The sequence below is a fragment of the Streptomyces sp. NPDC001415 genome (assembly GCF_053597395.1).
The window spans coordinates 2,145-26,834 of sequence record NZ_JBSFIE010000022.1 but is presented as its reverse complement, the minus strand read 5'-3'; the positions used below and the strand labels follow the sequence as shown (position 1 = coordinate 26,834).

The following is a 24,690-nucleotide window of genomic DNA, read 5'->3' as shown; positions in this document are numbered from 1 at the left end:
ATGGAACTCACAGTGCCAGTCAAGGACGGCGAGGTCTGGGCCGAGGACACCGGCGGCGACGGCCCGCCGCTGGTGCTGCTGCACCCGGGGGTCGCGGCCTCCGGCGTCTGGGACCCGGTCATGCGGCGGCTCACCGAGCGCCACCGTGTGATCCGGTACGACGCGCGGGGCTTCGGGCGCTCCCCCGCACCCACCGCGCAGTACTCCCTGTCCGCCGACCTGCTCGCGGTGCTCGACCACTTCGAGGTGGACCGGGCCGTGCTCGTAGGGTCCAGCATGGGTGGCGCGACCGCCCTCAGCCTCGCGCTCGACGCCCCCGCGCGGGTGGCCGGGCTCGCCCTGTTCTGCCCCGGCGTCACCGGCGCCCCCGCCCTCGAATCCCCCGAACTCACGGCGCGGATCGGCGAGTTGGCGCAGAAGGGCGACGTGGAGGGCCTGGTGGCCCTCACCCTGCGCACCTGGGGAGCGGCCGGAACCGGCGACGACACCGAGGTCGCCGCGCAGGTGCGCGGGGCGATCCCGGGGTGGTTCAACAACCTGGGCCGCCAGATCCCGGACGCGGGCGCCTTCGACCGGCTCGGCCGGATCACGGCGCCGTGCCTGCTCGCCCTCGGCGAGCTCGACCAGACCGAGGTGGTCCGGTGCAACGAGGAGATGGCCGCCCGCATCCCGGGCTGCCGCCTGGTGCGCCTCGCCGGGAGCGACCACTTCCCGTCGCTGCGTGAACCGGACCGGGTGGCCCGGCTGACGCTGGAGCTGTACGACAGGGTCGGCTGAGCGCCCCACCTCGGCCCCCGGGACGCGCCCCCGCCCCTCCCTGTCCTCTGGGGGCGCGGTGGCTCGTCGAAGGGCCACGGAGGCCGCACTGTGATCCCCGAGGGATTTCGGGATGCGCTCCGGGCCGTCTAACGTGCCTGTCCATGACCGCCCCACCCACCAGGACCCTCCCGCGCCGGCGGCGGCTGGGCTGGCCGCGGCGCGTCTTCTCCCAGGTCCTGCTCATGCAGCTGGCCATCGCCGCCGGAGTCGCCGTGCTGGCGACCGGGCTCTTCCTGGCCCCGCTCAGCTCCCAGCTCGACGACCAGGCCATGCGGCGCGCGCTGGCCATCGCCGCGACCACCGCCGCCCAGCCACAGGTCACCGACGACCTCGTTGCCTCGCGGCCCTCCCCCCAGGGTCCGGTACAGGCGGACGCGGAGCGGATCAGGCGGGCGACCGGCGCCGAATACGTGGTGATCATGGACACCCGCGGCGTGCGCTGGTCGCACACCGACCCCGCGGAGATCGGCCGACGGGTGTCCACCGACCCGAGCGACGCCCTCGCGGGCCACGACGTCATGGAGATCGACAGCGGCACCCTGGGCCGCTCGGCCCGGGGCAAGGTGCCGCTGCGGGACGCCGGCGGCCGGATCGTCGGCGCCGTCTCGGTCGGCATCGAGTACGACAGCGTCCGGGCGCGGCTCCTGAACGCGATCCCGGGCCTGCTCGCCTACGCGGGCGGCGCGCTCGCAGTCGGCGCGCTCGCCGCGTACCTGATCGCGCGGCGCATCCACAAGCAGACCCGTGACCTGGCCTTCTCGGACATCTCCGGGCTGCTGGCGGAGCGCGAGGCCATGCTGCACTCCATCCGCGAAGGCGTGGTCGCGCTCGACCGCGACGGCCGGATCAGGTTGCTCAACGACGAGGCGCAGCGCCTCCTCGGCGTCGGCCCCGAGGCCGGGGGCCGGGCACTGGACGAGGTGCTCGGCGCGGGGCGTACGACCGATGTGCTCGCCGGCCGGGTCGAGGGCACCGACCTGCTGACCGTGCGCGGCCACCGCGTCCTGGTCGCCAACCGGATGCCGACCGACGACGGGGGCGCCGTCGCCACCCTGCGCGACCGCACCGAGCTGGAGCGCCTGGGCCGCGAGCTGGACTCGACGCGCGGCCTGATCGACGCCCTGCGCGCCCAGGACCACGAGCACGCCAACCGGCTGCACACCCTGCTCGGCCTGCTCGAACTGGAGCTGTACGAGGAGGCCGTCGAGTTCATCACCGAGGTCGTCGGGGTGCACCGGGCCACCGCCGAGCAGGTCACCGAGAAGGTCAGGGACCCGCTGCTCGCCGCCGTCCTGGTCGGCAAGGCGAAGGTCGCCGCCGAGCGGGCGGTCGCCCTGAGCCTGTCCCCCGCCACCTCGCTGCCGGACCGGCTCGTCGACCCGCGCGGCCTGGTCACGGTCACCGGCAACCTCATCGACAACGCGCTGGACGCGACGGCCGGATCGCCCGGCGCCGCGGTCGAGGTGGAGCTGCGCGCCGAGGGCCGCACCGTCGTCCTGCGGGTCCGCGACAACGGGCCCGGCGTCCCCGCCGAGCAGCGTGAGCTGGTCTTCACCGAGGGCTGGACGACCAAGGAGCCGCCCGCACACGGCAAGCGGGGGCTCGGTCTCGCACTGGTCGGCCGGTTCGCGGAACGGATCGGCGGCAGTGCGCGGGTCGGTACGGGCCCGGACGGCGGGGCGGAGTTCACCGTCGTCCTGCCGGACGCGCTGAGCGAGGCGCTGGAACAGGACCTCGACGACGGCGGGCATCGGAACAAGACCGTGGAGGAGGCGCGATGATCGACGTACTGGTCGTGGACGACGATCCCCGGGTCGCCGACATCAATGCCGCGTACACCGCGAAAGTTCCCGGATTCCGGGTGGTCGCCCAGGCGCATTCGGCCGCGGAGGCGCTTGCCCGGATCGCCGAGCAACCGGTCGACCTGGTGCTGCTCGACCACTATCTGCCGGACGAGAACGGGCTCGCGTTCGTACGGGAGCTGCGCCGGCTCGGCCACCACACCGACGTGATCATGGTGACCGCGGCCCGCGACATCGCCACCGTGCAGGCGGCGATGCGCCAGGGCGCCCTCCAGTACCTGGTCAAGCCGTTCAACTTCGCGGGGCTCCGCACCAAGCTGGAGGCGTACGCCGTGCTGCGCCGCACCCTGGACGGCGGCGGCGAGGCCGAACAGTCGGAGGTGGACCGGATCTTCGGCGCGCTGTCCGTCCCCGCCGAGCCCGACCTCCCCAAGGGCCACTCCCCCACCACCGCCGACCTGCTGCGCAGGGTGCTGAAGGAGGCCGAAGGCCCGCTCTCGGCGCAGGAGATCGCGGAGCGGGCGGGGGTGAGCCGCCAGACGGCCCAGCGCTATCTGAAACTCCTGGAACGGGCGGGCCGGGTGCGACTCGGCCTGCGCTACGGCGAGACCGGCCGCCCTGAGCACCGGTACGAGTGGGCGGCGTCGCTCTAAGGCACCCCGGACAGGGGGATCCGCTCTGCAGGGTTGGTTGTTGCGGGTTTGGCGGTTGCGGTGTGGCGGTTGCGGGTTCAGCTCTGCGGGGCCTTCTTCACGAACTCCGTCGTGAAGGTCTGGGACAGATCGACCTTGGCGGACTTGAGATTGGGGTTGAACGCCTTGAGCACCTTCTCGACCGTTTCCGGCCCGTTCTCGGGCATGACGCCGTCCTTGGTGAACATCGGCAGCGTGCTCTTGATCGACTGCGCGTAGAGGGCCTTGCCGCCCTGCGCGTAGTCCGCGGGCATCTTCGCCGCGATCTCGTCGGCGCTGTGCGCGGACATCCAACGCAACGTCTTCACCAGGGCGTTGACCAGCTTCTGCACCGTCTGCTTGTGGCCGTTCACCCACTCCGTGTTCATGTACAGACTGGACGAGGGGTAGGGACCGCCGAGCGCCTGCCGCGAACCCTCGGGCGTCCGCATGTCGATCAGGACCTTGCCCAGCTTCTGGTCCAGGAGGGTGGCCACCGTCGGGTCGGTGGTCATACCGCCCTGGATGGAGCCCTGCTTCAGTGCCGCGATGAACGTCTGCCCCGCGCCCACCGCGACCGGCGTGAACTCGCTCGTCTTCATCCCGTCCCGCACGGCGAGGTACTTGGTGAGGAAGTCCGTCGAGGAGCCGAGCCCGGTGACGCCCAGCTTCTTGCCCTTGAAGTCCTTCGGAGAACCGATGCTGCCCGCCGCCTGGTTGGAGACGACCTCCACCTCGCCGGGCGCGTGCGAGAACTGCACCACCGACTCCACCTTCTTGCCCTTGACCTGGAGATCCAGCGTGTGGTCGTAGAAGCCGACGGCGCCCTGGACATCGCCGGAGATCAGCGCGGTCTCGGCCTGCACCCCGGCGGGCTCGGTCAGCAGCTCCACGTTCAGGCCCTCGGTCTTGAAGTAGCCGAGCTGCTGGGTCAGCATCGCGGGCAAATAGATGACCTTGTCGAGCCCGCCGACCATCACCTTGACCTTGGCCTGGCCGGACGCGCTGTCGGCATCCGATGCGGAGTCGCCACCGCATCCCGAGAGCCCCATCAACAGGGCTGTACACAGCCCTGCGGCCAAGACGGCCGATGGCGCGTTGCGCAGCTCGTAGGTGGCGGCGGGTCGGCGGTAACCGGCGCCAGAAGTACGGAAGTCGGGGTTGCCCTGCATGATCATCACGTCCCTGTGATCAGTGATCATTGTTCTGGTACGGGAAGGGGGCGCCGGGGCACGCGGGGGCCCGTCAGCGCTCGGCGCCGGTCGGCGCTCGGGGCGATCGGCGCTCGGGCGGGTCAGCGTCGGACCGGCCCGCGCTCGGGTGCGGTCAGCGCTCGGTGCCCGCCTCGGCCGGGCGCCAGCGGAACAGCCGCCGTTCGGCGAAGGTGAGCAGCCCCTCGGTGAGCAGCGCGACGACCGCGAGGATGGCCATCGCCGCGTACACCCCGGCGGCGTTGAACGTCCCCTGCGAGGCCGCGACCAGCAGGCCCAGGCCCTTGGTCGCGCCGATGTACTCGCCGACGATCGCGCCGATCAGCGCGAAGCCGAAGCTGACATGGAGGCTGGTGAAGATCCAGGAAGTGGCGGAAGGGATGACCACCTGGAGGGTGACCCGGCGGTTGCCGGCGCCCAGGATGCGCGCGTTGTTCACCAGGTTCCGGTCGACCTCGCGCGCTCCCTGGAAGGCGTTGAAGAAGACCGGGAAGAAGACGAGCACGACGGCGGAGGCGACCTTCGAGGCCGGCCCGAGGCCGAACCAGATCAGGAAGATCGGCGCGAGCACGATGCGCGGAATGGCGTTGAGCACCTTGATGTACGGGCCGAGCACGTCGGCGAGGAAGCGGATCCGGCCCAGCGTGATGCCGAGCACGACACCCGCCGTCACCCCCAGGACCCAGCCGAGCAGCGCCTCGTAGAGCGTGTACCAGATCTGTTCCCAGAGCGATCCCTGCGCGGTTCCGTGCAGGGCCCACTCGCGGATCTGGTCCCAAATGGCGGACGGCATCGAGAAGTTGAACGGGTCGATGACCTCGGCACGGGCCAGGACCTCCCAGAGCGCGACGACCAGCGCCAGGAGCAGCACCCGGCTGCCGTGCACGAGGAGACGGCGGTTACGGGCGGCCCGGGCGCGGGCCTGGCTGCGGCTCCCGGCCTCGGCCCCGAGGGCGGCGACGGTGTCAGGCGACATCGGCGGCACCCCGCTCCCTGGTGATGCGGACCTCTTCACCGAGCGATTCCCAGATCTCCCGGTAGATCTCGATGAACCGGGGCTCCAGGCGCACCGACTCGACCTCGCGTGGGCGCGGCAGGTCGATGTCGAAGATCCGCTTCACGGTGGCGGGGCCCGCCGTCATCACGACGACCCGGTCGGCCAGCGCGATGGACTCCTCCAGGTCGTGCGTCACGAACACGACGGATGCCCCGGTGCCGGACCACAGATCGAGGAGTTCGTCCGACATCAGAGCCCTGGTCTGCACGTCGAGGGCCGAGAACGGCTCGTCCATCAGCAGGATCCGGGGGTCGTTGACGAAGGTCGCGGCCAGCGCGACACGCTTGCGCTGACCGCCCGAGAGCTGGTGCGGATACCGGTCCTCGAACGCCGTCAGGCCGACCCTGGCCAGCCAGGCCCGCGCCATCTCCTTCGCCTCGGCCTTCGGTACGCCGCGAAAGCGCGGGCCCGCCATGACGTTGGAGAGCACGGTGCGCCAGGGGAAGACGGCGTCCTGCTGGAAGACGAAACCGACCTTGTCACCGATGCCCTGGACGGGCTCCCCGGCCACCAGGACCTCGCCCTCGGTGGGCTCCTCCAGGCCGCTGATCAGGGTCAGCGTGGTCGACTTCCCGCAGCCGGTGGGGCCGACGACGGCGACGAACTCGCCCTGACCCACGGTCAGATCGAGCTCCCGCACCGCGGTGTGCAGCGCCCCCGACGGCGTACGGAACGCCTTGCCGGCGCCCCTCAGCTCGATGGCGGGGCTGGTGTCTGTGTTCATGGAGCGGGACCGTAGATGCGGCCCGCGCCACGACGTCAGCCTTGTGGTCTCAAGCCACACTTCTGCCCGCAAACCCCTGTTGTGCTCGTTTTGCGCGCGATACAACTGCGGGGTTCAGGGAGCGGGCAGCGGGAGGCGCCTTGTCGGCGTGCGGTTCGGCAGGGCGTCGGGCACGGTTGCGGCGTGGGGTTCGGCGCGCCGTCCGGTAAGGGCTCGGCTTGGAGGAGGAGAGCGTCTTGATCGACGTCCTGGTCGTGGACGACGACTTCCGTGTCGCAGAGATCAACGCGGCGTACGTCGGGAAGGTTCCCGGGTTCCGGGTCACGGCGCGTGCGCACAGCGCCGCCCAGGCGCTTGCCACGCTGGAACGCCACCGGATCGACCTCGTCCTGCTCGACCACTTCCTGCCCGACGAGACCGGGCTCAGCCTCGTCCGCCGGATGCGTCAGCACGGCCACCACACCGACGTGATCATGGTGACCTCGGCGAGCGACGTGGCGACCGTCCAGGCCGCCATGCGCCACGGGGCCCTGCATTACCTGGTCAAGCCGTTCACCTTCGCCGGGCTCCGGGCCAAACTCGACTCGTACGCCACGCTGCGGCGCACGGTGGCCCGGGCGGCCGGAACCGGCGACGAGCTCGCGGCCCAGGACCAGGAACAGGTCGACCGCATCTTCGCGGCCCTGCGCACCGGTCTGCCCACCCGCCACTCGGTGCCCACCGCGGATTTGATCCGCGACGTGCTGCACACCGCGGACCATCCGCTCTCCGCCCACGAGGTCGCCGACCGGACCGGCCTGAGCCGCTCCACCGCCCAGCGTTACCTCCGCCTCCTGGAGCAGTCCGGCCGCCTCCGCCTGACCCTGCGATACGGAGAGACAGGACGCCCGGAGCACCGGTACGCATGGGCAGTGTGAGGCTCAACCAGCCATCAGACGGCGGGAGTTGAACCTGCACACCAACTACCCACGTAGTGGCGGACGTTGACGCGGGCGGCTCCCGCGTCGGCGCGGGGACGACGTCTACACCGCCCCCGCCCCCGTCAGGGCCCGTACCTCCGCCTCCGCGTTCTTCGCCTCGTCCGGGATTTCGCCCGAGGTCACCGTGCCGAGCCAGCCCGCGAGGAATCCCAGCGGGATGGAGACGAGACCCGGATTCTGCAGCGGGAAGAACTGGAAGTCCACGCCGGGGAAGAGGGATTCGGGGCTGCCGGAGACCACGGGCGAGACCAGCACCAGGAACAGCGCCGGGACCAGACCCCCGTACACCGACCACACCGCTCCCCGCGTCGTGAAGTTCCGCCAGAACAGGGAGTAGAGCAGCACCGGAAGGTTCGCGGAGGCCGCCACCGCGAAGGCCAGCCCGACCAGGAAGGCCACATTGAGGTCCCGGGCGAGGAGCCCGAGGGCGATGGCCAAGGCCCCGATCCCCACCGCCGCCACGCGCGCGACCGCCACCTCGCCGCGCCGCTTGGCGTGCCGGCGACGGAGCGAGGCGTACAGGTCGTGGGCGACGGACGCCGAGGACGCGAGGGTGATGCCCGCGACCACGGCGAGGATCGTGGCGAAGGCGACGGCGGCGACCACGGCGAAGAGAACCGTTCCGCCTGTGGAACCCGCACCGCCGCCCAGGTTGTAGGCGAGCAGCGCGACGGCCGTGTTCCCCGCGGGATTCGATGCCTTCACCTCGGCCGAGCCGACCAGCGCTGCCGCGCCGAAGCCGAGCACGATCGTCATCAGGTAGAAGCCGCCGATGAGGCCGATGGACCAGACGACCGAGCGGCGGGCGGCCCGCGCGGTCGGCACGGTGTAGAAGCGCGAGAGGATGTGCGGCAGCCCGGCCGTGCCGAGGACCAGGGCGAGCCCCAGGCTGATGAAGTCGAACCGCGCCGTCCAGTCCCCGCCGTACTTGAGGCCGGGTGAGAGGAACTCCTTTCCGTGGCCGCTGTGTTCGGCCGCCGAGTTCAGCAGCAGATTGATGTCGCCGTGGAAGCGCAGCAGCACCAGCACGGTGAGGGTGATCGTGCCGGCCATGAGCAGGACGGCCTTCACGATCTGGATCCAGGTGGTGGCCCGCATCCCGCCGAGCGACACATAGACCACCATCAGGGCGCCGACCCCGATGACCGTCCAGCTCCGCGCGGCATCGCTGGTGCCGCCGAGCAGCAGAGCGACCAGGCTCCCCGCGCCGACCATCTGCGCCACCAGATAGAGAACGGACACGGTGACCGAAGAAGTTCCCGCCGCGATCCTCACCGGGCGCTCGCTCATCCGGGCGGCGACCACGTCGGCCAGGGTGAACCTGCCGCAGTTGCGGACCAGTTCGGCGACCAGGAGCAGCACCACGAGCCAGGCGACGAGGAAGCCCACGGAGTACAGCATTCCGTCGTAGCCGAAGAGCGCGATCAGTCCGGAGATACCGAGGAAGGACGCGGCCGACATGTAGTCGCCCGCGATGGCAAAACCATTCTCCATGGGCGAGAAGAGGCGCCCGCCGGTGTAGAACTCCTCGGCCGAACCGCGCCGGTTGCGGCTCACCCACGTGGTGATGGCGAGCGTCGCCGCCACGAACGCGCTGAAAAGCAGCAGCGCCAGAGTCTGTTGGTCCCCGCCGACGATCACCTGTTGGTCCCCCGTGTCGTTCCCTGCCCGTTCGTTCCCTGCCCGTTGATCCACCGGGCCCCGCGGCCCCGTTCGGCCTGCTGATCCGGTCCGTTGTGCTGATCGTTGTTCTGCTGGTGGTGCTGCTGGTTCTGCTCGAACACGACCCAGCGCAGTTCCAGCGCGGCCCGGTCCCGGCGCAGCCGCGCATGACGCGCGTACGCCCAGGTCAGCAGGAAGGTGGTGAGGAACTGGGCAAGGCCGGCGGCCATCGCCACGTTCACCGCGCCGGCCACCGGGCGGGCCATGAGGCCGGGGGCACTGACCGCGGTGACCACATAGGCCAGGTACCAGGCGAAGAAGGCGAGGGCGGCCGGGACGACGAAGCGGCGGTATCGGCGGCGCACCTCCTGGAAGGCGGCGCTGCGGTGCACTTCGAGATAGATCTCGGCCGGGCTGAGCCGTTCGTCCTCGTCGCCGTCATGCGGTGCGGGCACGGTCGCGGGCACCGTCTCGCCGTCCAGTTCCCCCCACCCGGAGGCGAGGGCGTCATACCAGGGGTCGTCGATCCGCGCCGCCGCGGGATCACGCCCCTCCTGCTCGTCCACCGCACAACTCTCCTTGCCCACGGCCCCGTTCCGGTCGCGTGGCCCAAGGATGGGCAGAGGGGGCGGGCCCTGGACTCTCCTACGCCCCCGCTTCACCCCATTAGGTGATGGAGTCGCCTCACGGGGTGTCCTGTGAGTCAGGGCCGGGCACGTCACGGCCGCGGGCCATGGCTCACACAGGACACCCCCTAGCCACGCGGTGGCTGGGCGAGGCCGTGCAGGTAGGCGTACCGCATGGCCTGGGCCCGGTCACGCACCCCGGTCTTGCCGAAGATGTTGTTGATGTGCGTCTTCACGGTGGCCGTCGAGATGTGCAGGGCCCGCGAGATCTCGGGGTTGGACATCCCTTCGGCGACCAGCCCCAGCACTTCGCCCTCGCGTGTGGTGAGCCCGTCGGGCAACTCGGCCGGTGCGGCGGGAACGGGCGGCGGCGCGGTCACCCGTTCCAGGAGCCGACGCTGCACGGCGGGCGCGAGCCCGGCCTGCCCGGCCAGCACGTCCTGTATCGACTTGACGATCTCCTCGCCCCCGGCGTCCTTCGTGAGGTAACCCCGCGCCCCGGCCTGCAGCGCCGGGAAGAGCGATTCGTCGTCCGCGTACGTCGTCAGGATCACCACCTCGGTGCCGGGATGCTCGGCCCGGATGCGGCGGGTCGCCTCGACCCCGTCACAGCGCGGCATACGCAGGTCCATCAGGACGATGTCCGGAGCCAGTTCGGCCGTGCGGGCCACCGCCTCCTCACCGTCCCGCGCCGATCCGACGACCTCGATGCCGGGCAGCAGCCCGAGCAGCATCACGATTCCCTCGCGCACCACGGACTGGTCGTCGGCCACGACCACCCGGATCGTCCCCCGTTCCCCGGGCCGGCTCCCGGTCATGCGGGCACCCTCAGTCTCACCACGAAGCCCTCCTCGTCCGGCCCGGCCTCCAGGGTCCCGCCGAGCAGTTCGGCGCGCTCCCTCATCCCCAGCAGACCGTATCCGGAACCACTGACAGCGAGCTCCCCCGCCCGCTTGCGCCCACCCGAATCCCGTACTTCCAGGGCCACTTCGTCCGCCAGATATTCCAGCCGTACGGCGACGACCGCGCCCGGCGCGTGCTTGCGCACATTGGTCAGGGCCTCCTGTGCCACCCGGCGCACCGTCTGCGAGGCCTCCGCCGGCAGCGCCCTGCGCTCCCCGTCCACCTGAATCCGGGCGCCCGGAGCGAGCCCGGTCCCGGCTCCCGATCCCTCGATCAGGGTGTGCAGGAAGTCCTCCACGGGGGTCATCTCGCCGCGCAGCGCGGAGAGCGCCTGGCGGGTCTCGGCCAGGCCTTCCCGCGCCATGCCCCGGGCGGCCACCACCCGTTCGAGGATCTTCTCGCGGAACTCCCCGGGCGGCTCCCGCTCGATCAGCAGCCGCGCCGCCTCCAGGTGCACGAGCTGCGCGGAGAGGCTGTGCGCCAGTACGTCGTGGATCTCTCGGGCGATCCTGGCCCGCTCGCCGAGGGCGGCCGACTGCGCCTCGGCGGCCCGCGCGGCCCGTTCCTGGGCGAGGAGCCGCTGGGCGGTGCCCCGCGCCTCGGCATCGAGCCGCAGTACGTACCCGGCGAGCCCGAGCCCGGCCGCGGTCACCATGGTGGTCACCCAGTTGTCGTTGTTGACCACGGTGTAGGCGCCCAGGGCCGCGACGGTGCACGGAACGGCGGCCGCCAGCGGCAGCCGTTCCAGCGCGGTCACCGCGCAACCGCACCACAGGACCAGCGCGAGCACCGGCCAGCCCCCCGCCCTGGCGCCGGCCGCGGCCCCCATCACCAGCAGGAGCGCGGTCAGCGACGGCCAGAGCCGGTGGTCCAGGGTGAAGCGGAAGAACGCCCGGGCCAGCAGCACGCAGACCACCACGAGACCCGCGCCCGCCACCCACGCCCAGTGCCCCGGCCCGTCGTGGAAGGTGGACCAGAGCAGCGTGCCGAACACCACGGCCCTGATGCTCCGGGCGAGATTGCGTCTGGCCCGGGTCAGACCCACGCGGGAGAGTGCTTCCCGCGAGGGCCAGCTGAGCCAGGTCTCCAGGGTCACACTCGGTCCTTCCACACCTGCTGGGCGGGGCTTTCGCCCGCTACACCGTACGACGCGAGGGCCGGCTGGGCCCGCCACATCAGGATGGCGCCGCGGACGAGGAGGGAGGCGGCCAGCGCGACCAGGATGGCGCCGGTGCCCAGGTGGATCCCGGCCAGCGCGCCGAGGGCCGCGAGCCCCACGCGCAGGGCGATGCCCAGGACCCAGACCCCGGCGGTGGCCTTGGTGCCACGCGACCACACCGTGCCGTCCGGCTCGGTCCATATCTTCGAGGTCCAGGCCCAGCCGACGCCCATGAGAACTCCGGTCACGAGCTCGGCTCCGAGCAGGGCGATCGAGCCGGCCTGGTCGTGCTGGTCGACGAGGCCGCCGTCCTTCACCGCGAAGAACACCAGGACGGCGGGGATGAGCCACCACTTCTTCCCGGCGCCCCCCAACTGCTGCGGCTTGAACTGGCGGACCAGGATCAGCGCCACCACCGCGACTGCCACCAGCACGTTGAAAAGCGCGGACATCGAAGCCTCCGGACCACGAGAAGACGAGGAAGACGAGACGCCGGGAACCGGAATCTCTCACGTCTACGAAGTTACGGAAACGACCTGGTCAGAGGCATCGGATCAGGGGTGGACCGCGGGTGGAAGTCTGGTCTCCACCCGTGGGTGGAGACGACGAACGCCGGTCCGGGGAAACCCTGGACCGGCGCTCTCAGGCCCGGATCACGCGTCGATGCGCGAGCGGTCCAGCGTGGCCGCGGAGCTGGTGATGAACTCCTTGCGCGGCGCCACCTCGTTGCCCATCAGCAGATCGAAGACCTGCTCGGAGGCCTCCAGGTCGCCGATGTTGATCCGGCGCAGAGTGCGGAACCGCGGGTCCATCGTCGTCTCGGCCAGCTGATCGGCATCCATCTCGCCGAGGCCCTTGTAGCGCTGGATGGTGTCCTTGTAGCGGACGCCCTTGCGCTGGAACTCAAGCAGCGTGGTGCGCAGTTCGTTGTCCGAGTACGTGTAGACGTACTTGTCCTGGCCCTTCTTGGGCTGGACCAGCTCGATCCGGTGCAGCGGCGGCACGGCGGCGAAGACCCGGCCCGCCTCGACCATCGGGCGCATGTAGCGCTGGAAGAGGGTCAGCAGCAGGATGCGGATGTGCGCGCCGTCCACATCGGCGTCGACGAGCAGCACGATCTTGCCGTACCGCGCCGCGTCGATGTCGAAGGTCCGGCCCGAGCCCGCCCCTATGACCTGGATGATCGCGCCGCACTCCGCGTTCTTCAGCATGTCGGAGACCGACGCCTTCTGAACGTTGAGGATCTTGCCGCGGATCGGCAGGAGTGCCTGGAACTCGGAGTTCCGCGCGAGCTTGGCGGTGCCGAGTGCCGAGTCTCCCTCGACGATGAACAGCTCGCTGCGTTCCACGTCGTCGCTGCGGCAGTCGGCCAGCTTGGCCGGCAGCGAGGAGGACTCCAGGGCCGTCTTGCGGCGCTGCGCCTCCTTGTGCTGGCGGGCGGCGATGCGCGTGCGGGCGGCCGCGACGATCTTGTCGAGTACAGCCCTGGCCTGCGCCTTCGCGTCCCGCTTGGTGGAAGTCAGGAACTCCTTGAGCTCCTTGGCGACCACATTGGCGACGATCCGGTTGGCCGCGGACGTGCCCAGGACCTCCTTGGTCTGGCCCTCGAACTGCGGCTCGGCGAGCCGGACGGTGACGACCGCGGTGAGCCCCTCCAGGGCGTCGTCCTTGACGACGTCGTCCTCGGCGACCCGCAGCATCTTGGCGGAGCGCAGCACCTCGTTGACGGTCTTGGTGACCGAGCGCTCGAAGCCGGATACGTGGGTGCCGCCCTTGGGGGTGGCGATGATGTTCACGAACGACTTGAGGTTGGTGTCGTACCCGGTGCCCCAGCGGAGCGCGATGTCCACGCCCAGCTCCCGGGTGACCTCGGTGGGCGTCATGTGGCCGCGGTCGTCGAGGACCGGGACGGTCTCCTTGAAGGTGCCCGAGCCGGACAGGCGCAGCACGTCGTTGACGGCCTTGTCCTGGGCCAGGTACTCGCAGAACTCGCTGATCCCGCCGTCGAAGCGGAACGTCTCCTCGGTCTTGCCCTCGCCGTCCAGACCGCGCTCGTCGCGCACGACGATGGTCAGGCCGGGTACCAGGAAGGCCGTCTGGCGGGCCCGCTGGTAGAGCGTGTCCAAGGAGAGCTTGGCGTCCTTGAGGAAGATCTGTCGGTCCGCCCAGTAGCGCACCCTCGTACCCGTGCGGTTCTTGGGCACGCGCTTGCCCTTGAGCAGCCCGTTGCCCGGGTCGAAGGGCGCGTCGGGGCCCTGCTCGGTGAAGATGCCGGGCACGCCCCGGCGGAAGCTGATCGCGTGCGTGGCGCTGTTGCGGTCCACCTCGACGTCGAGGCGGGCCGAGAGCGCGTTCACCACGGAGGCGCCCACGCCGTGCAGGCCGCCGGAGGCGGCATAGGAGCCGCCGCCGAACTTTCCGCCGGCGTGCAGTTTGGTCATGACGACCTCGACGCCCGAAAGACCGGTCTTGGGCTCGACGTCGACGGGGATGCCCCGGCCGTTGTCACGCACCTCTACCGAGGCGTCGTCGTGCAGGATCACTTCGATGTGGTCGCAGTAGCCGCCCAGGGCCTCGTCGACGGAGTTGTCGATGATTTCCCATAGGCAGTGCATCAGGCCGCGGCTGTCCGTCGACCCGATGTACATGCCGGGTCGCTTGCGGACCGCTTCGAGGCCTTCGAGTACGAGCAGATGCCGAGCGGTGTAGTTGGAGCCGTCGCGGTCTGCCCCGCTCAGCAGCGCAGTGGACGGAACGGACGTCTCGGCGGTCACGCAGTTCGCTCCTCGCTGAATTTCAATTGCGCCCCTGGTGGGTAAGGGGCCGGCGTCGGTCGCCGGTCAGAGGGTACCGAGGCCTGGTAGAGCCGTTGTAACGCAACCCTCGCGAATCCTCATGCTAGTCCAGCATCGCAAGCATGTTCGATCCCTCGTGGGGGTGATGCGGATATCACGTTCCCATTCAGGCATGAACCATTTAGGCTCCGGGCACGTCCTCATGAACAACCGGCAACCCCGCCGGGAGGGCCAAACGAGACAAGCAACGCGAAACCCGTAAAGCTCCGCAATACGGCTCATTCGCCGCCAACCGGCAGCAGACAGCCACCTTGACCAAGAACTTTCGAGGAAAAGCCACGAGCGGGAACGTTTTCGGCCTGGTTGGATGTTGACCCTGGTACGACAGCTCGTCGAGCTAGAGAAGAGGCGACGTGACTACTGTTCTGACCCCCGCGAGCCCCCTGACGGCCGCCGACCGTTGCGACCGCTGCGGCGCACAGGCCTACCTTCGCGTAGTCCTGACCAGCGGCGGCGAGCTGCTCTTCTGCGCTCATCACGGACGTAAGTTCGAGCCGGAACTGAAGAAGATCGCCGCTGACATACAGGACGAGACGGACCGCCTCACGGCGGTGCCCGAGTCCGCAGGCGACGAGGATCGCTGAGACCTCGCATCACGACGAGCCAGGGCCGGTCCAGGACCGGCGACGGGCGGTCGCTCCCCGTGCAGGGGGAGCGACCGCCCGTTCTCATGTCCCGCTCAGCCGCCCGTGCCGGGCCTCGGCACGGCTGACACCCGCGTGTACACCCCGGGGCTGTCGGCCCGCCCGCAGCCGTTCCCCCAGGAGACCAGGCCGATGAGCCGCCCACGGGCCACCAGCGGGCCCCCACTGTCTCCCTGACAAGCGTCGTGGCCGCCCTTGGGATCGCCTGCGCACAGCATGGTGGACGGGTCGTACGCCTCGTCCGAGTTCGGCGGGTAGGCGCGCGCACAGTCCGCGTCCGACATCACCGAGACGGGGGCCGCGCGCAGCGCCGTCGGGTACCTCCCGCCGCCCGTCGTGTCACCCCAGCCGTAGACCATGGCCGGGGTTCCCGCTTCGTAACCCGCGTCTCCCGCCGGAGCCGTGGGAATGACGTACGAGGCGGGCAAGGGGCTGGCCAGGGTCAGCACGGCCAGGTCGCCCACGTTGGTCGCCGCGTTGTAGCCGGGGTTGACCCACGCGGCGCTCACCGGAACCTCCTGGCCCGCGTTCGAACGCAGCTCGGTACGGCCCGCGATCACCACGAAGTCACTCAACTGGGACACGTCCACCCCCAGCACGTCGCGACGCAGACAGTGTGCGGCCGTCAGGACCGTGGTGGGCGAGACCACCGCTCCCCCGCAGAACTGGCCCGCGCGCGTACCTCCGAACCGGTCACGACTGGACAGCGCCACCACCCAGGGGCTGTCGGATATCTCGACCGGTTGGCCCCCGATGACGACCTCGTCGGCGGACGCGAGCGGCGGCGCCCCCAGTGCAGTGACCGCAAGGACGGCCGCCCCGATGGCGGCTCGGGCGATGCAACGACGCATAGGGTTTCCTGACTCTCGGTGACGTGGACACACCCAGCGTCATCCAGTGAGCCGCACGCCGCACCCGCGAAAACGCCAGAGGGCCCGGCCTCCCCAAGGAGACCGGGCCCTCGATGACGTACGACCGCGACCTAGTCGAGGTAGTCGCGCAGAACCTGCGAACGCGACGGGTGGCGCAGCTTCGACATGGTCTTGGACTCGATCTGGCGGATCCGCTCGCGCGTCACGCCGTAGACCTTGCCGATCTCGTCCAGCGTCTTCGGCTGGCCGTCGGTCAGGCCGAAGCGCATGGAGACCACGCCCGCCTCGCGCTCGGACAGGGTGTCGAGTACCGAGTGCAGCTGCTCCTGGAGGAGCGTGAAGCTGACCGCGTCGGCCGGGACGACCGCCTCGGAGTCCTCGATGAGGTCACCGAACTCGCTGTCGCCGTCCTCACCCAGGGGGGTGTGCAGCGAGATGGGCTCACGGCCGTACTTCTGGACCTCGATGACCTTCTCAGGGGTCATGTCGAGCTCCTTGGCCAGCTCCTCCGGGGTGGGCTCGCGGCCCAGGTCCTGGAGCATCTGACGCTGGACGCGCGCGAGCTTGTTGATGACCTCGACCATGTGCACCGGGATACGGATGGTGCGGGCCTGGTCGGCCATGGCACGGGTGATCGCCTGACGGATCCACCAGGTGGCGTACGTGGAGAACTTGTAGCCCTTGGTGTAGTCGAACTTCTCGACCGCGCGGATCAGACCGAGGTTGCCCTCCTGGATGAGGTCCAGGAAGAGCATGCCGCGGCCGGTGTAGCGCTTGGCCAGCGAGACCACCAGACGGAGGTTGGCCTCCAGGAGGTGGTTCTTGGCGCGCCGGCCGTCCTCGGCGATGATCTCCAGCTCGCGCTTGAGCTTCGGCGCCAGCTTGTCGGCGTTCGCCAGCTTGTCCTCGGCGAACAGGCCGGCCTCGATGCGCTTGGCGAGCTCGACCTCCTGCTCGGCGTTGAGGAGTGGGACCTTGCCGATCTGCTTCAGGTAGTCCTTGACCGGGTCGGCGGTGGCTCCGGCGACCGCGACCTGCTGGGCGGGAGCGTCGTCCTCGTCCTCGTCGGACAGGACGAAGCCCTTGCTCTCGCCCTCGGGCTCCTCGTCGTCACCCTTGCCGGGCGCAGCGTCCTCAAGCAGCTCGTCGCCCTCGACGGCCTCGTCGTCGTCGCCCTTCTTGGCGGCGGTCTTCTTCGCCGCGGTCTTCTTGGCCACCGTCTTCTTGGCGGCGGTCTTCTTGACGGCCGCCTTCTTGGCGACAGCCTTCTTGGGGGCGTCCTCGGCCTCGTCGGCCGACACGTCCACGGTCTCGGCCGGGGCCGCGGAGGCGGCGACGGTCCTGGTGGTGGTCACGGTCGTCTTGGCCGCGACCGTCTTGGTGGCGGTGCGCTTCGCCGGGCTCTTCGCTGCGACGCTCTTGCGTGTGCGCTTCGGTGATTCCGCGGCACTGACCATCAGCGTCACACCCTCTTCCTCGAGGATCTGGTTGAGGCTGCGCAGAACATTCTTCCACTGGGTCGGCGGAATCTGGTCGGCTTCGAAGGCCCGACGCACGTCATCGCCGGCGATCTGTCCATCAGCCTTTCCCCGCTCGATGAGCGCCATCACAGACTCGGACTCGGCGATCTCCGGCGGGAGCGTACGGGATGTGCTGGCCGACACGAACAACCTCTCGAAACGATGGAAAACGGCTTCCGGCCCCGCCCAGGATCGGGCCGGAGCCGACGACCACCGGCTGGGAATGTGCCGGGGGCGCGGGCTGAACCTCGGAGCTGCACAGCGCCACGCATGGCCGCTGTATTCCCTCCTCGGCTGTACCTCTTAAGTCATCGCATGGCTCCGAGGAGTGTTACGCGCAATCTTCGTGGCCCGAGTCACACCCCAAAGGCGACCAAGGGAACACAGGGGGCATAAGCCCCGTAATTGAGTGCGCCGGACCCCCTCCGGGATCCGGCGGCACAGCGTGTCCGGCGGGGCTCCGGTCAGTGCTCGCGCGGCGCGGGGACGACCCGCTCCACCTCGGGGTGGACGGTGAGCAGTTGACGTACGGCCGTCTCGGCCGCCATGGGGTCGCCGTTGGCGAGGGCGTCCACGATCCGCCCGTGGTGCGCGAGGGAGCCGTCCGAGGGGCGGTCACAACCGGTGATCGGGGAGCCGGAAACCTGGAGTGCGGCCGAGACGATGCCGGAGAGGTGCTCCAGCATCCGGTTGCCGGCGAGCTGGATCAGCAGGGAGTGGAACTCGGCGTCGGCCCGCGAGAACGTGATCGCGTCCCCCTGGGCGAGGGCGTGGCCCATGATCTCCACCATGTCGCCGAGGCGCTGCTGCATGTCCTCGCGGCCATGGCCCGCGGCGAGCCGGGCGGCGAGCGGCTCGATGGTCCAGCGCAGCTCGGCCAGCTCGCGGCGCTGGTCGTCGCGCTGGGGCCCGAAGGCGCGCCACTCGATGATGTCGGGGTCAAGAAGGTTCCAGTCGCTGACCGGCCGGACCCGGGTGCCGACGTTGGGCCGGGCGCTGACCAGGCCCTTGGCCTCAAGCACGCGCAGGGACTCGCGGACGACCGTGCGGGAGACCTCGAACCGCTGGCCGATCTCCTCGGGGACGAGCGGGCGGTCCGCGCCGAGGTCGCCGGAGACGATCATCTGACCGAGCTGTTGGACGAGTTGACCGTGCAGGCCGCGGCCGCGGCTGCCCGCCGCGCGTCGGCCCACCCGGCCGAGTTCCGCGTCGCCGCTGTCCCAGGAGGGGGTGCCGATCCGGTCGGACGGGCGCGTCTCTCCGTAGGGGTAGCGGTCGAGTTCGCCCGGGGCCGAGAGGCCGGCGTCGGCGGTGCGGGCGGTCATCATGGTGTGCGCAAGGGTGCTCATGCACCCTTTGTCGGCGGGACCGCGGTGGCCCTTGAGGTCTTTGGTGAAAAGCACACGAAAGGGTGATCACCGCCCGCCCCGCAATTGACGCTTTATCGGAAAGAAGCGGGCATCCCCAAGGGAGTTGTGGGCAGATCCTCGCTCTCTGGTGGCCGATGGCTCACCAACGAGCCCTGGCACGCAGGCCGGTGACCAGATATGCGCAGATCAGAACGGTGAGCGACAACGCGAGTGCGGCTCCGACCGGTTCGGCGACCAGGTGCAGGACGACGATGAGCCAGTGGTCGAGGGCGTGCGGCCACCGCACCCAGGCCAGATCGCGCAGCCGGTCGGGAAGCCCTGCGACGGAGCGCACCGAGTGTCCCTCGACGGCCTTCCTCAGGAGCGGTACGACGGCCACGGGCACGGCCAGGACCGCGGCGAGACCCGCGGCGGTGGCCCGGAAGATCCCGGCGGCGAGCAGCCCGGCCCAGGCGCAGCCGACGGTGAGACCGGCCCAACTGGCGCCCAGCGCAAGCCATTCGTGCGACGGTCCCGCCATGCCGTCCCCGTACACCAGGCGCAGGCTCTGGTAGTCGACCGCGGCCGCGAGGGCGGCGAGCAGGAGGGCGGTCGCGGCGGTCACGACGAGCTTGGCGCAGAGCAGGCCGAGGCGGCGCGGGACGGTGCCCCGGTCGGCGGCGAGCGCCGGGTAGCGGTACTCGTCGCCGAAGGCGAGTGCTCCGAACAGCCCGGCGCCGAGCGCGGCGGGCGGCAGCGGCAGCAGGCCGGGCCAGGCGGCGAGCAACCTCGGCAGCGGGGCGTGCCCGGCCCTGGCCAGCAGCACGGCGAGGGCGGCCGACAGGGCCAGAACGCCCGCCGCCAGCAAGAACGTGGTCCGTACGCCGAGGAGCCTGCGCAGTTCGTAGCGCAGGGGGCGCAGCGGGGTGCGGGCGGGCCTGCGGGTGATGGCCGGCGGGGGGGAACTCCGGGGCGGTGCGGTCCGTTCCTGGGGTGGGACGGCGACGCTCGGGCCGGTGTCGCCGATCTCGTCGGCAAGTCGATGAAGCAGCACGCCGTTGCGGAAGGCCGTCTCCCCGACCTCCGCGCAGCTGCTGCCGTACACGGACAGGTGGCTGCCGTCCTCGGCGACCACCTCGACGGAGCGCTGGGCGGCGCGCGCCTCGCGGCTGACCAGGGCGCCGAGGCGAGCGGCGTGCGGGGTGGCGACGGCGACGTGGGGCCGCAGCCGGGTGCGGGCGAACGCGGTGGCGTCCTGGTCGGCGACGAGCCGGCCGGCGTCGATCGTGACGACACGGTCGGCGACCCGGGCCGCTTCCTTGGGGTCGGCGAAGGTGCACAGGACGGTGCCGCCGTGGTCGGCGTGACCGCGCAGGAGTCCGTAGAGCCAGGCGTTCTCGCGGGGAGAGAGACCCTCGGCGGGCTCGTCGAGGAGGAGGGTGTGCGGGTCGCCGAGGAGGGCGGCGGCGAGGCCGAGGCGGCGGTCCATGCCGAGCGAGAGGGTGCCCAGGCGCTGGTCGGCAAGACGGGAGAGGCCGACGACTTCGAGCATTTCGTCGGCGCGCGACACCGGGACGCCCGCGACGGTGCACATCAGCTTGAGCTGGCCTCTGGCGGTGCGTACGGGGTGACCGGGCACATCGCCGAGGAGGGTGCCCACTTCGCGGGCGGGGTGGGCGAGTTCGTGCAGGGGGCGGCCGCGGAAGTAGGTGATGCCCCGGCCCGGTTCGAGTTCGAGCATCAGGCGCAGGGCTGTCGTCCGGCCCGAGCCCGGGGCGCCCAACAGGGCGGTGAGCTGCCCGGGTCTCGCCTCGAAGGTGAGGTCGTCCACGGCGGGCGGGAGGTCTCGGCGGGGGGCACTGGTGAGTCCGATTGCCTGGAGCATCGCTTCTCCCGCGGTAGATGAGACTGCTCGGCGGCAGGCCGGGGTACCGCAGCAACATAACGCGACATTTAGGACTTTTGGTGCAGGGTTGGGGCGATGTACCCCTGGATGTCAGGCCATTGGGCGCGAGGCCGAGCGGACGGCCGCCGGTCCGGCCCGGCCCGGCCCAGCCCGTCCCACGTGCCGAGGGGGCAGGATCGGGGACTCCCATGCCCCGGGCCGGGGGCAGCACCGGGCACCGGCGCCACTCCTCGGGATTCCCCGGCCCGTCGTTCGTGCGGTTGCTTCGGCGTCAGAGCCTGTGTCTGAACCCCGTCCGGATCGGACCGCGGCGTCTGGTGCGTGCGATCGCAAGGCGCCGGAAGGTCCTCGATGGGGGTACCCCCTGGTCTTCACGACCTTGGGGGAGGAGCTACTAGGACGTTTCGGCAACGCGGCATGGGGGTCCCCCCTGGCCCTTAAGGCCTTGGGGGAGTGCGTGCCAGACACCCCGGGCCCGGGCGGGGTTCAGACACAGGCTCTCAGACCTCGGGCCGCAGCATCGGCGGGTTGAGCAGTGTCGCGCCGCCGGCCCGGAACAGCTGGGCGGGGCGGCCGCCCTGCCGGGTCGTGGTGCCGCCGGCCGGGACCAGGAAGCCAGGGGTGCCGGTCACCTTGCGGTGGAAGTTGCGCGGGTCCAGGGCGACGCCCCACACCGCCTCGTACACCCGGCGCAGCTCGCCGACGGTGAACTCGGCCGGGCAGAACGCCGTCGCGAGCGAGGAGTACTCGATCTTCGACCGGGCGCGTTCCACCCCGTCCGCCAGGATCTGGGCGTGGTCGAAGGCGAGCGGCGCGGGCTGCTCGCCGTCGCGGGCGAATCCGCCCTCCTGGCCGAGCAGGTCCTCGACGGGGGCCCACCGCGCGCTGTGCGCGTCGCCGCCCGCGCGCGGTGCGGGCAGGTCGGGCGCGAGGGCCAGGTGAGCCACGCTGACCACCCGCATCCGGGGGTCGCGCCGGGGGTCGCCGTAGGTGGCGAGCTGTTCGAGGTGGGCGCCGTTGGCAAGGGCCGGGGCCGACGGGTCCGAGGCGCACAGCCCCGTTTCCTCGCCGAGTTCCCTGGCCGCCGCGGTGGAGAGGTCCTCGTCGTCGCGGACGAATCCGCCGGGCAACGCCCAGCGCCCCTGGAACGGTGGCTCCCCGCGGCGCACCACGAGCGCGCAGAGCGCGTGGCGGCGCACGGTCAGCACGACCAGGTCGACGGTCACGGCGAAGGGCGGAAAGGCCGACGGGTCGTAGGGCGACATGCGGCGATCATAGTCGTCTGCCTGACGATAAACACTCCCCTCGACACCCTCCGGCACTTCTTCTCCTGTCGCACCTCCCGCGGCGCTCATCCCGCTCAGCCTCCCAACTGGAGCCATTCGGCGGCCTGCTCGACCATGCCGACCCCGAGCCTGCTGATCCGTACGGTGAACGGCTCCCCCGCGACGCTCAGGCCGGCCAGCCGGACCGCGCCCAGCGGAGCGGACCGCATGGGGTCGAGCGCGACCGTTCCGGCCGGGGCGTCCGGGCGGATCCCGGCCAGGGTGGTGAGCAGCTGGATGCCCGCCGCTGCCGCCACCGCCGCCGGACGGCAGGCGGCCGGATGCGGCACGGGCACGCTGTCGGCGGTGCGCTGCTCCCCCGCGTACATCTCGGGCAGCCGGTGACCGAACGCCTCCGAGGCGGCCAGCACGCCCCGGAGCAGGGCGACGGCCTCCTTCTCGTAGCCGGCCGCCGCCAGGCCCGCGACGGCGACGGCGCTCTCATGGACCCGCACCGCCCCGGCCCGGTGCCCGAACGGGTTGTACCCGGGCTCCTTGACGGCGAGCCCGCGCAGCCCCCAGCCCGAGTCCATCGCGGGGCCGCCGAGCAGCCGGGCCAGCTGTTCGGTCTGCACCTTGTCCAGCAGCCCGGGCGCCAGGCGGCCGCCGCCGAGCAGCCCCGTGTCCAGCAGGTGGGCGGCGCCGGCCCCGAGCAGCGGGACCGGGCGCCCGTCGGCGGTGCGAGCGGCGGCGGGACGGCCGCCGCCACGGTCGTCCACCCAGAACTCCGCCCGGAACCGGTCTCTGAGCGCCCCTGCCCGCGCGAGCCACGCGTCGGCGCCGGGACGGCCGCACTCCCGCAGCAGTTCCGCGCCGAGCAGAGCGGCCCGGTGGACGTGGGCCTGGGTCTCGGCGCGTACGAACCCGGCGGCCCCGGGGCCGCTCTCGGCCAGGTAGCCGTCCTCGTCCAGGGCGGCGGCCAGCCAGTGCAGACAGCGCTCGGCGGCGGGCAGCAGTTCGGTCACCTCCGGCTCGGGCAGTCCCCAGCGCCGTGCCTCCGCGAGCACGACCGGGAAGGCCAGGGTGGCCTCCACTCCCGTACAACCGGGCGGAAGGTAGGGGCCCGCATCCCTGAACGGCCCCGGAATGCGTCCCAACTCGGGCCCAGTGACGGTGAGTTGACTCCTTGCGAGGGTACGGAGAGTGGCCGCCGCCAGCCGGGTCGACAGCGGCAGCGCCATCCGTGCCGCCCAGAGCGCCTCGGCCGGTGCCGCCCCACACCGCCAGGGGACTCCGGCCGCCGCGTACAGATCGGCCGGGCGCGCCGGGTCGCGGATCAGCAGCGCCCGAAGGTCGTCGATGCTGTGTTGGAGCAGCGCCGCCACGCGCGGATCGTCGCCCTCGGCCCTGGCCTCCTGGGGCGAGGGCAGCGAGCTCGCGCCGTGTCCGGGCGGTCGCACCGGGCGGCCCGCCCTGACGTTCAGCTGGATCGTGCACGAGCCGCCCGGGGGCAGTTCCATGGTCCAGCGCAGCACTCCGGCGGAGGCGAGCGCGTCGGTCGGCGGCGGCTGGGCGGTCACCACCGAGTGGGCGTTGCCCGAGGTCCAGCGCATCCCCGAGTCGTGGACGCTGGCGGGCAGTTCGGGCCCGGCGCGGCCCGCGGCGACGGCGCCGAGCTCCGCCAGGTCGGTGCCGAGGGCGATCTCCACCGGGATCCGCAGCGGCCTGGCCGCCGAGCTGCTCAGGGTGATCCGCTCGGTGCCGTCCGCCTGGCGGAGGCGCTCGACGGCGATCTCGGGGTCGGGCCCGCCGTCCGCCGAGGTGCGGACCACCGCGAGGAAGCGGGCGCGGTCGGCCGATATCGATCTGCCCTGGACGGCGATCGGGTCGCGTCCCGCCACCCTCAACTGGCAGCGGGAGAGCAGCCGTCGGCCGTGCTGATAGAAGCCTTCGAGGCCGTGCCCGGTCAGCTGTCCGTGTTCCGGCGACACCGCGAGGCCGGGCAGGGCCACGCAGATCACGGCCGCGTGCACGGCGGGCAGCTCGCCGAGCGGAACGGGGGCCCTCGGCGGGACCGGCCCCGGCGAGCTGCCGGTGCCGGTGCGGGGAGGGGCGGTGAACACCATGCGTACCCTTTTCTGTGCGTTGCGGGCGACGGCGGTGGACCTGGCGGAGCCAGCCGTCCGTGCGGCGCGGTGCCCGGATCCGTGCCGCCATCCAGGTGAACGCCACGAGCCTCGACCGGGTCACGGACGGATCGCCCCGGCCGCGCACCGCAGCGCCGGGTCGCCCGCGGCTGCCGCGCTGATCCCTTCTTTCACCCCTCCCGATGCACCCGCTCCCCACCCCGGTAGCGCGCGCGGTCGCGCACCTTCCCCGACTTGGGGCCGGCGGGCGCGGAGCTGGCTGAACTCCCGGACTGCGAGCGACTGTTGGGACTTTTGGTGCTGTTGGGACTGTTCCGTGAGGATGGCGTGGGCTTGCGGCGCGGCTTGGGGCGGATCGCCCGGCGAGCGGGCTGGTCTGCGGGCTTCTCGACGTCCTCGGGCGTGGGGCGGATCGCCCGGCGTGCGGGCTGGTCTGCGGGCTTCTCGACGTCCTCGGGCGTGGGGCGGATCGCCCGGCGTGCGGGCGGGTCTGCGGGCTTCTCGACGTCCTCGGGCGT

20 protein-coding genes and 1 pseudogene are annotated in these 24,690 nt (G+C 71.3%); 5 read left to right on the top strand and 16 right to left on the bottom strand.

What is annotated here, in order from left to right; translation table 11 throughout:
- The 3 genes from ACWC2B_RS25810 to ACWC2B_RS25800 all read left to right on the top strand — a co-directional run bounded on the left by ACWC2B_RS25810 (window position 1) and on the right by ACWC2B_RS25800 (window position 3,274).
- Window positions 1-777, top strand: a complete 777-nt coding sequence (locus ACWC2B_RS25810) for an alpha/beta fold hydrolase (RefSeq protein WP_450720485.1) — start codon at window positions 1-3, stop codon at window positions 775-777.
- Window positions 778-920: 143 nt separating this feature from the next.
- Window positions 921-2,600, top strand: coding sequence for a sensor histidine kinase (locus ACWC2B_RS25805; protein WP_450720483.1), 1,680 nt, complete (start codon window positions 921-923; stop codon window positions 2,598-2,600).
- On the top strand, window positions 2,597-3,274 hold the full coding sequence (locus ACWC2B_RS25800) for a DUF7342 family protein (protein WP_450720481.1): 678 nt from the start codon (window positions 2,597-2,599) through the stop codon (window positions 3,272-3,274). Before ACWC2B_RS25805 ends, ACWC2B_RS25800 begins: the two co-directional genes overlap by 4 nt.
- A 77-nt stretch (window positions 3,275-3,351) precedes the next feature.
- On the opposite strand, the gene ACWC2B_RS25795 is transcribed toward ACWC2B_RS25800, so the two are convergent.
- From ACWC2B_RS25795 to ACWC2B_RS25785, 3 genes are all read right to left on the bottom strand, one after another.
- Window positions 3,352-4,344 carry an ABC transporter substrate-binding protein gene (locus ACWC2B_RS25795; protein ID WP_450720639.1) on the bottom strand — a complete coding sequence of 331 codons (993 nt, stop codon included), beginning with the start codon at window positions 4,342-4,344 and terminating at the stop codon, window positions 3,352-3,354.
- A 274-nt stretch (window positions 4,345-4,618) separates the two neighbouring features.
- Window positions 4,619-5,479: an ABC transporter permease gene (locus tag ACWC2B_RS25790; protein ID WP_450720479.1), complete on the bottom strand. Its 861-nt coding sequence runs from the start codon at window positions 5,477-5,479 to the stop codon at window positions 4,619-4,621.
- Complete coding sequence (locus tag ACWC2B_RS25785; RefSeq protein WP_450720477.1) at window positions 5,469-6,284, bottom strand: ABC transporter ATP-binding protein; 816 nt, start codon at window positions 6,282-6,284, stop codon at window positions 5,469-5,471. Before ACWC2B_RS25785 ends, ACWC2B_RS25790 begins: the two co-directional genes overlap by 11 nt.
- Window positions 6,285-6,520: 236 nt before the next feature.
- Between ACWC2B_RS25785 and ACWC2B_RS25780 the strand changes: the two genes are divergently transcribed.
- Entirely contained in the window at window positions 6,521-7,201 is a 681-nt protein-coding gene (locus ACWC2B_RS25780) for a response regulator (protein WP_450720475.1), read from the top strand.
- Window positions 7,202-7,306: 105 nt separating this feature from the next.
- On the opposite strand, the gene ACWC2B_RS25775 is transcribed toward ACWC2B_RS25780, so the two are convergent.
- From ACWC2B_RS25775 to ACWC2B_RS25750, 6 genes are all read right to left on the bottom strand, one after another.
- Window positions 7,307-8,905 (bottom strand): solute symporter family protein, encoded by a 1,599-nt coding sequence (locus ACWC2B_RS25775; RefSeq protein WP_450720473.1) that lies wholly within the window; start codon window positions 8,903-8,905, stop codon window positions 7,307-7,309.
- Window positions 8,902-9,492: a DUF485 domain-containing protein gene (locus tag ACWC2B_RS25770; protein ID WP_450720471.1), complete on the bottom strand. Its 591-nt coding sequence runs from the start codon at window positions 9,490-9,492 to the stop codon at window positions 8,902-8,904. Before ACWC2B_RS25770 ends, ACWC2B_RS25775 begins: the two co-directional genes overlap by 4 nt.
- A 188-nt stretch (window positions 9,493-9,680) precedes the next feature.
- Window positions 9,681-10,370 (bottom strand): response regulator transcription factor, encoded by a 690-nt coding sequence (locus ACWC2B_RS25765; RefSeq protein WP_450720469.1) that lies wholly within the window; start codon window positions 10,368-10,370, stop codon window positions 9,681-9,683.
- Complete coding sequence (locus ACWC2B_RS25760; RefSeq protein ID WP_450720467.1) at window positions 10,367-11,551, bottom strand: sensor histidine kinase; 1,185 nt, start codon at window positions 11,549-11,551, stop codon at window positions 10,367-10,369. The genes ACWC2B_RS25765 and ACWC2B_RS25760 overlap by 4 nt, the downstream gene beginning before the upstream one ends.
- The gene (locus ACWC2B_RS25755) at window positions 11,548-12,066 is read right to left on the bottom strand and encodes a DUF1453 domain-containing protein (protein ID WP_450720465.1); all 519 of its coding nucleotides are present in this window, start codon (window positions 12,064-12,066) and stop codon (window positions 11,548-11,550) included. Before ACWC2B_RS25755 ends, ACWC2B_RS25760 begins: the two co-directional genes overlap by 4 nt.
- Before the next feature lie 201 nt (window positions 12,067-12,267).
- Complete coding sequence (locus ACWC2B_RS25750; protein ID WP_450720463.1) at window positions 12,268-14,388, bottom strand: DNA gyrase/topoisomerase IV subunit B; 2,121 nt, start codon at window positions 14,386-14,388, stop codon at window positions 12,268-12,270.
- 434 nt (window positions 14,389-14,822) lie between these two features.
- On the opposite strand from ACWC2B_RS25750, the gene ACWC2B_RS25745 reads away from it, so the two are divergent.
- Window positions 14,823-15,053 carry a DUF7455 domain-containing protein gene (locus tag ACWC2B_RS25745; protein ID WP_053725523.1) on the top strand — a complete coding sequence of 77 codons (231 nt, stop codon included), beginning with the start codon at window positions 14,823-14,825 and terminating at the stop codon, window positions 15,051-15,053.
- A gap of 95 nt (window positions 15,054-15,148) precedes the next feature.
- Here the strand turns inward: ACWC2B_RS25745 and ACWC2B_RS25740 are convergent, their stop codons facing one another.
- The 7 genes and pseudogenes from ACWC2B_RS25740 to ACWC2B_RS25710 all read right to left on the bottom strand — a co-directional run.
- Window positions 15,149-15,964 (bottom strand): serine protease, encoded by an 816-nt coding sequence (locus ACWC2B_RS25740; protein WP_450720460.1) that lies wholly within the window; start codon window positions 15,962-15,964, stop codon window positions 15,149-15,151.
- A gap of 131 nt (window positions 15,965-16,095) precedes the next feature.
- A complete protein-coding gene (locus ACWC2B_RS25735) occupies window positions 16,096-17,649 on the bottom strand; it encodes an RNA polymerase sigma factor (protein WP_450720458.1) in 1,554 nt (517 codons plus the stop codon).
- Window positions 17,650-17,969: 320 nt separating this feature from the next.
- Window positions 17,970-18,854, bottom strand: coding sequence for a FadR/GntR family transcriptional regulator (locus ACWC2B_RS25730; RefSeq protein WP_450720456.1), 885 nt, complete (start codon window positions 18,852-18,854; stop codon window positions 17,970-17,972).
- A 160-nt stretch (window positions 18,855-19,014) separates the two neighbouring features.
- The gene (locus tag ACWC2B_RS25725) at window positions 19,015-20,739 is read right to left on the bottom strand and encodes an ATP-binding cassette domain-containing protein (protein WP_450720454.1); all 1,725 of its coding nucleotides are present in this window, start codon (window positions 20,737-20,739) and stop codon (window positions 19,015-19,017) included.
- Window positions 20,740-21,260: 521 nt separating this feature from the next.
- On the bottom strand, window positions 21,261-22,025 hold the full coding sequence (locus ACWC2B_RS25720; RefSeq protein ID WP_450720452.1) for an NUDIX hydrolase: 765 nt from the start codon (window positions 22,023-22,025) through the stop codon (window positions 21,261-21,263).
- Between the two features lie 95 nt (window positions 22,026-22,120).
- The gene (locus ACWC2B_RS25715; RefSeq protein ID WP_450720450.1) at window positions 22,121-24,151 is read right to left on the bottom strand and encodes a glycogen debranching N-terminal domain-containing protein; all 2,031 of its coding nucleotides are present in this window, start codon (window positions 24,149-24,151) and stop codon (window positions 22,121-22,123) included.
- A gap of 191 nt (window positions 24,152-24,342) precedes the next feature.
- A pseudogene (locus ACWC2B_RS25710) lies at window positions 24,343-24,690 on the bottom strand (hypothetical protein); the annotation flags it as partial.